Below are 6,417 nucleotides of genomic sequence, written 5' to 3'. Positions count from 1 at the left end.
AAGCAGGGAGCGGGGAGCGGGGAGCGCGTAGTTCCAGTTGCTCAACTCCATAAAGGGGATCGGATCAGAATTCGTAATCAGGAGTTGATACCGGCCGATGGGCTGCTTTACAAAGGCAACGCACTCATCGATTACAGCTTCGTAACGGGCGAATCGGAGCCCGAATCGAAAGAGCCAGGTGCCTTGGTGTACGCAGGTGGTAAGCAGGTCGGCGAAGCTATCGAACTGGAAGTTGTCCGCGACGTATCGCAAAGTTACCTGACCCAGCTCTGGAATAACGATGCGTTTCAGAAGGATAACGAGTCGCGTATCCGCACCTTTGCCGATGCGGTTGGGAAATATTTCACCATTACGGTCATCACACTGGCTACAGTCGTCGGTTTGTATTGGTACCTGCAACACGATCCAGCACGAGCGGTCAATGTCTTTACAGCCGTACTGATTATTGCCTGCCCATGCGCGTTGTCACTCTCATACCCGTTTGCGCTGGGTAATGGCCTGCGACTATTAGGTAAACGCCATTTGTACCTCAAAAACGCGGAAGTTATTGAGCAAATGGCCGCTTGCGACACCATTGTGTTTGACAAGACGGGAACGTTGACGGAGGTAAAGAGCGAGAGAGGTAAAGAACGAAAGAGTGATGAGTCGGGAGTTATTGAAGAGCTTTCGCCCAGACTGACTTCTATTGAACGCAGCATGATTGCTTCGCTGGTGCGGCACTCGGCTCACCCACTTAGCCGAAAACTGGCGGCTCATCTGGCAGACTGTTCGTCACTACCAATGGATTTATTCACCGAGGTGCCCGGACATGGCATTCAGGCGGTGGTAGATGGGCAAATTGTTAAACTAGGAACGCGTTCGTTTGTCAATGCCTCCGTTCTAGCCTGTGAAGACGCCCTCTCCGGCAATGCGCTTTCATCGCCCCAATCTGTGCCTTCAACTACCGAAACCGATATAACCACGCCTTCCGAATCGGCAGTATACGTAAGTATTAACGATGAATGCAGAGGACGCTTTCGTTTTCCAAACCAATACCGTTCGGGTCTAGACGCCATGCTTACCGGCCTGAACAAATCTTACCAGCTCTATTTATTGTCGGGCGATAACGACCATACCAAAACGGAACTAAAGCAATGGTTTCCCGATACCGGACAAATGCATTTCAACTGTCGGCCTCAGGAAAAACTAGCCTTCATCAAGCATTTGCAGGCCACGGGCAAACGGGTCGTGATGATTGGCGATGGCCTGAACGATGCCGGTGCCTTAAAGCAAGCGAATGTCGGTATTGCCGTCACCGACGATACCATTCAGTTTACCCCCGCCAGCGATGCCATTCTGGAAGCAAACGCGCTGACTCAGCTACCTGCCTTTCTGGATTTCAGCCGATTCAGTATGCGTGTTATCCGGTTTAGCTTTGTGGTGTCGCTGCTGTATAACGGCATTGGCCTGAGCTACGCGCTATTTGGCAACCTGTCGCCCGTTGTAGCCGCTATCCTGATGCCGATCAGCTCAGCAACCATGCTGGCCATTGCTACCTTTGGCGTTCGGAGTTACCGGGGCTGGCGATAATTTTTTTCGACAGGATTTACAGGATGTACAAGATTTTCTATCCCTTAAATCCTGTAAACCCTGTCGTAAAAAATTACTGCTTATCTTTGGGGATGCTGCCTTCCTCGAAGACTAATCTTCAACTGATCGTTGTGGTATTTGCCCAGTTTGCGGGAACGTCACTGTGGTTTGCTGGGAACGCCATCCTGCCCGAACTGCAAACGCTTCTGAAAACAACCGAATTCACGAGTTGGATAACTTCAGCCGTACAGATTGGATTTATTTCGGGGACACTCCTATACGCCCTGCTCGCCATTCCCGATCGATTTCGGGCCACGCATGTCTTTCTGGTTTCCGTTAGTCTGGCGGCAGCAGCCAATCTGATCTGGCTGTTCCTTCCGATACAACCTGTAACGATTCTGGTGAGCCGTTTTCTGACGGGCTTCTTTCTGGCGGGGGTGTATCCCGTAGGCATGAAAATAGCCGCCGACCGATTTAAACCTATACTTGGGAAAGCTATGGGTTTTCTGGTCGGGGCGTTGGTAATTGGAACGGCCTTTCCCCATCTGATTCGCGGTTTAGGCAGTAACTTGCCCTATCGCAGTCTACTATTGGCTGTAAGTGCGCTGGCTATTAGTGGGGGCATTTTACTTTATGGTCTAGTGCCTGCCAGCTCCATTCAACCCTCGAAAAACCGTTTTCGTTTTCAGGCTCTGCACGCCCTCTTTCAGCGATCGGCCTTTCGCCCGGCTATGCTGGGGTATTTTGGGCATATGTGGGAGTTATACACATTATGGGCCTTTTTCCCCGCGCTGATTATCTACTATCAACAGCAACATTCCGAAGCCATAATAGCCACTTCACTCTGGGCATTTGGTGCTATTGGGGCAGGTTCTTTAGGCTGTATTGGCGGAGGCTTTCTTGCCCTGCGGATGGGGAGTGCCCGAGTAGCCCGATCATTATTAATCACCTCTGGCTTATGCATTCTCCTGCTGCCATTTCTGTTAAAAGCTCCGGTAGCTGTATTCGGTCTTTTTCTATTTGTATGGGGAAGCTCTGCCGCTGGCGATTCGCCCCAATTTTCAACGCTTGTAGCCAGTCATGCTACCCTCGAAAATCGGGGCAGTATCCTTACGCTGGTTACCTGCCTGGGATTTCTGATCACAGTCATTTCGATTCAGTTCATGGCCTGGCTCGTTACGCAAATTGGTCTGTCGGGCTGGCTTTTTTACATCCTGCTTCCCGGCCCTATGCTGGGTGTATTGGCAATGCGAAAGGAAAAGAAGTAAAGACTATCTAGTCCGTTGTATATGGTATAACTTGCCGATTCAAGGCTTCTTAACATGGAATGCCCATTTTTAAAATTGCTCTATCTATGCTGAAACACTGGTGGAAAGCGCTGACTGTTCTTATTCTAGCCTATGTATTTATCGCAGGGCTGATGAGTCCAGTCCCCAAATTGCCCATATTGCACGAAGCCATCCGCAACACATTCTTCCATCCTCCTCTTTGGATTGCGATGATGGCCATGCTGCTAGGGTCGGCCATTTTCTCCATTCGCTACTTAAGAAAGGGCAGGCTGGATGACGATTTGATATCGGTTGAACTGGCTAATACAGCCCTGCTGTTTGGTGTGCTGGGCTGTATTACCGGATCGGTATGGGCTTACTTTGCCTGGGGCGATCTGTGGCCAAACGATCCCAAGACCAATGGAGTAGCCGTTGGCATGCTTTTATACCTGGCTTATTTTATATTACGGGGATCGGTCGATGATGATACCCGCCGAGCCAGGATATCGTCGGTGTATAATATTTTCGCTTTTGCGGTTTTCATTCCGCTTATCCTTATTCTGCCGCGATTAACCGACTCGCTACATCCCGGCAACGGCGGTAACCCTGGTTTCAATCAGTATGACGCCGACAATTCGATCAAACGCATCATCCGACCCGCTTTCGTTGGCTTTACACTGTTAGGTTTTTGGATCACCCAGCTACGGGTACGCTTGCGACGAGTAGAAAGTATTTTAGATGATCAGCAGGAACTGGAACAATCGGCCAGCAAACGTTTAGCCGACGCGAAATCGAATGAATCAATAAGTTAATTCACTATGGATCAGTTAGCAGAAGTCTTAAGGCAGGATGGCAAAATTTGGGTGGTCGTAGCCGTGATTGGAGTCGTTTTATCAGGCTGGTTATACTACCTGCTCCGAATCGGCAGTCGCGTAAACAAAGTCAAGCAAAGGATTGCCGAGTAATTGCGTTAAAATATGATTACTCACCTACCCAGCCAGTCTTTAAAATCAGCGATACGGCTTAGACTGACCAAAACTTCCTGGCGAGAGGCTGGACGAAGATCAACTTTTAGCTTACCGGCGGAGTAAACATGGATCGTCTGAATGGCCGACCGGGCCACTAAAAACTGTCGGTTTACCCGGAAAAACTGTGATGGGTTCAGCATACCCGTCAATTGGTCAAGACTATACTCAAGCGGAAGTAGCTGACCTTCTTTGGTGGTCAGAAACGTCGCTTTCTCTTCCGAGAAAAAATACGCGATTTCGCTCGTTTCGACGCTTCGAATTTTAGTACCGATGCTGATCATAAACCGCTCCTTGAAAGGTGACTCCCGAAACTGCTGCACCACCTGAAGTAGTTTGGTGAGATCGGGGCTGGACGATACGCTTCGCAGGGTTTTGAATTTATCGAGGGCATGGACCAGCTCGTCATAATCGACGGGTTTGAGCAGGTAGTCGATACTATTGACTTTAAACGCCTTGATCATGTACTCATCGTAGGCCGTCGTAAAAATGATGGGCACCGTCAACTGAATCTGCTCGAAAACGCTGAATGCCAGCCCATCCTCCAGGTGAATATCCATCAGGATCAAATCGGGTACGGAGTGCTGGCTAAGCCAGGCTACCGATTCACTTACCGAGGGCAGTTGGGCCAGCACCTGCGTAGCTGGATCGTATTTTTTCAGCATCCGCTCCAACTGCCGGGCCGAGCGGTCTTCATCTTCAATAATGATTACGTTCATGTTTTAAAGAGTGAAAGAGCGAAAGAGCGAAAGAGTGAAAGAGTGAAAGAGTGAAACCCAGCTCGTCGCCCATTCACTCTTTCACTCTTTCACTCTTTCGCTCTTTAAGTTAAAAGTGGGATTTTGACGATAAACTGCCCTTGATCTTCACCGAACCAGACCGACCGATCGGTTAGGAGCGAGTAGCGGTTGGCAATATTGGATAATCCGATACCGGTCGATGGTTCGGGTTGGTCGCGGGCCTGAATTGGGTTTTCGACCAATAGCCAATCCTGTTCGACGTAGATACGCACTTTGAGTTTCTCCCGCTGCGACATTCGGTTATGCTTCACCGCATTTTCGACCAGGAGCTGCAACGTGAGCGGAGCAATCCGATACTGAAGCTGGGCAGCCTGGGGTACGTCGATCAGCACATCGAATTTATTCTCGAAGCGAATTTTGAGCAGGAAGGTATACGCCTGAATAAAATCAAGCTCGGTTGACAACGGCACCAAATCCTGATCGCGCTGTTCGAGTATATACCGATACGCCTTGGACAGCCGCTTGATAAACTGCTCCGATAGGTCGACATCTTCATGAATCAGCGACGTCAGAATACTCAGGCTATTGAACAGAAAATGCGGACTTAACTGACTCTTCAAAGCACCGAACTGACTTAACAGGGCTTCTTTTTCCAGTTTTTCGGCCTTTAGCTGAACATCTTTCAACTGCCGGAACGACCGCTCGCTGATGGTCAGGTAAAAGGCCGTAAGCACAATGACGATGGAGAAGACGTTGTTGGCGCGACCAATGTAGGCCATCACCGCAGGCGGAAAGGGTGATGGGCCACGGCTGGGCAGCAACGACGGCCATATTTGCTTGACAACTTTCAGTATGCCGAATAAAAGCATGGGAAGCAGTTTCGTAAACAGAAGGGCCAACGAGAATGAGATCAGGAGAGTCAACAGAATGGACCGCCAGTTGAACTGCATCAGGAAATCACTGCTGAACCGATTCGACAGTTGCCGCTGGCACCAGTCGGTAGCACTGATCCAGAGGTAGTACAATCCCAGATTAATTATGCTGAACAGGATAAAGAAAGGAATCGAATGAACCAAAGCCGTTGTATTTCGCGCTGATTCGGGCAAATTGACGTAAAGCAGCAGGGGCGAAAAAAGTACCAGCAGCCGAATGGCCAACTGCCACTTCTGTGTCGATGTAAGCCGATTATCCATAAATAGACGAAGCGTACAATAGCAAAAAACTAATGGTAACCCTTAACCAAACCGGTCTTTCCTATAGTCAGCGAATGGTCTGGAAAAATAAAAACCGGTCGTAGAAACCGGTTTTGCATAGACTTAGCCTGATGGATTAGGATTCGAGCATAACGAATGTTTCGGCCGGGCGCTCCTGAATCACGAAGGTTTTTATTGTGCTTTGTTCTCCTACCTTAACGGCGATCTGGTAGGTACCAACGCTCAACTCATTGATATTGAATTTCTGTTTGACTCCCTGGCGTAAATCGACCGAGGAGGTATAGAGCAAATGACCTTCCCGATCCTGCAATGCAATAGTTGCTTTGGCATCTTCAGGAGCTATAACCAGTTTAACCTTATTATCAGCAGTCAGCGTTATGGCGGCAACCGGATTCTCGTTGGCAGTTGTTGTAGCGAATGATGCAGTACCGGCTACCAGTCCCAGCATCAGAATGAATAACTTTTTCATGGTCTGTTCTCGATTTGTTTTTGTTTGATGAAACAAAGTTGCACCCCGTTGAACAGCTCAGAAAATCAATGACGACGAACGCAGGAAACCGCTGGAAGAGCGTGGCTTTCAGCCGGATGAATGATTGTGTTC

Annotated in this window: 7 protein-coding genes; 4 read left to right on the top strand and 3 right to left on the bottom strand. The window is 49.1% G+C overall.

The annotated features are described in order from the left end of the window. From BGO59_RS34990 to BGO59_RS34975, 4 genes are all read left to right on the top strand, one after another. A partial coding sequence (locus BGO59_RS34990; protein WP_293692116.1) for a cation-translocating P-type ATPase occupies positions 1 to 1,569 on the top strand: 1,569 nt, incomplete at its 5' end. A 92-nt stretch (positions 1,570 to 1,661) separates the two neighbouring features. Beyond that, positions 1,662 to 2,837: an MFS transporter gene (locus BGO59_RS34985; protein WP_293692114.1), complete on the top strand. Its 1,176-nt coding sequence runs from the start codon at positions 1,662 to 1,664 to the stop codon at positions 2,835 to 2,837. Between the two features lie 86 nt (positions 2,838 to 2,923). After that, on the top strand, positions 2,924 to 3,649 hold the full coding sequence (gene ccsA / locus BGO59_RS34980) for a cytochrome c biogenesis protein CcsA (protein ID WP_293692210.1): 726 nt from the start codon (positions 2,924 to 2,926) through the stop codon (positions 3,647 to 3,649). Between the two features lie 6 nt (positions 3,650 to 3,655). Next, the gene (locus BGO59_RS34975; protein WP_293692112.1) at positions 3,656 to 3,802 is read left to right on the top strand and encodes a CcmD family protein; all 147 of its coding nucleotides are present in this window, start codon (positions 3,656 to 3,658) and stop codon (positions 3,800 to 3,802) included. A 20-nt stretch (positions 3,803 to 3,822) separates the two neighbouring features. On the opposite strand, the gene BGO59_RS34970 is transcribed toward BGO59_RS34975, so the two are convergent. From BGO59_RS34970 to BGO59_RS34960, 3 genes are all read right to left on the bottom strand, one after another. Further along, positions 3,823 to 4,581 (bottom strand): LytTR family DNA-binding domain-containing protein, encoded by a 759-nt coding sequence (locus BGO59_RS34970; RefSeq protein ID WP_293692110.1) that lies wholly within the window; start codon positions 4,579 to 4,581, stop codon positions 3,823 to 3,825. A 104-nt stretch (positions 4,582 to 4,685) separates the two neighbouring features. Then, complete coding sequence (locus tag BGO59_RS34965) at positions 4,686 to 5,795, bottom strand: sensor histidine kinase (RefSeq protein WP_293692108.1); 1,110 nt, start codon at positions 5,793 to 5,795, stop codon at positions 4,686 to 4,688. 136 nt (positions 5,796 to 5,931) lie between these two features. Beyond that, on the bottom strand, positions 5,932 to 6,285 hold the full coding sequence (locus tag BGO59_RS34960; RefSeq protein ID WP_293692106.1) for a T9SS C-terminal target domain-containing protein: 354 nt from the start codon (positions 6,283 to 6,285) through the stop codon (positions 5,932 to 5,934). Positions 6,286 to 6,417 lie beyond the last annotated feature (132 nt).

Source organism: Spirosoma sp. 48-14 (assembly GCF_001898575.1).
GTDB lineage: Bacteria > Bacteroidota > Bacteroidia > Cytophagales > Spirosomataceae > Spirosoma.
Note: the sequence above shows the minus strand (reverse complement) of the source record. Positions and strands in the feature narration are given on the sequence as shown.

What these genes read in the sequence shown, in the direction of transcription:
- BGO59_RS34960 (WP_293692106.1), bottom strand. Translation starts at nt 6,285, where the DNA reads ATGAAAAAGTTATTCATTCTGATGCTGGGACTGGTAGCCGGTACTGCA.
- ccsA (WP_293692210.1), top strand. Translation starts at nt 2,924, where the DNA reads ATGCTGAAACACTGGTGGAAAGCGCTGACTGTTCTTATTCTAGCCTAT.
- BGO59_RS34970 (WP_293692110.1), bottom strand. Translation starts at nt 4,581, where the DNA reads ATGAACGTAATCATTATTGAAGATGAAGACCGCTCGGCCCGGCAGTTG.
- BGO59_RS34975 (WP_293692112.1), top strand. Translation starts at nt 3,656, where the DNA reads ATGGATCAGTTAGCAGAAGTCTTAAGGCAGGATGGCAAAATTTGGGTG.
- BGO59_RS34965 (WP_293692108.1), bottom strand. Translation starts at nt 5,795, where the DNA reads ATGGATAATCGGCTTACATCGACACAGAAGTGGCAGTTGGCCATTCGG.
- BGO59_RS34985 (WP_293692114.1), top strand. Translation starts at nt 1,662, where the DNA reads ATGCTGCCTTCCTCGAAGACTAATCTTCAACTGATCGTTGTGGTATTT.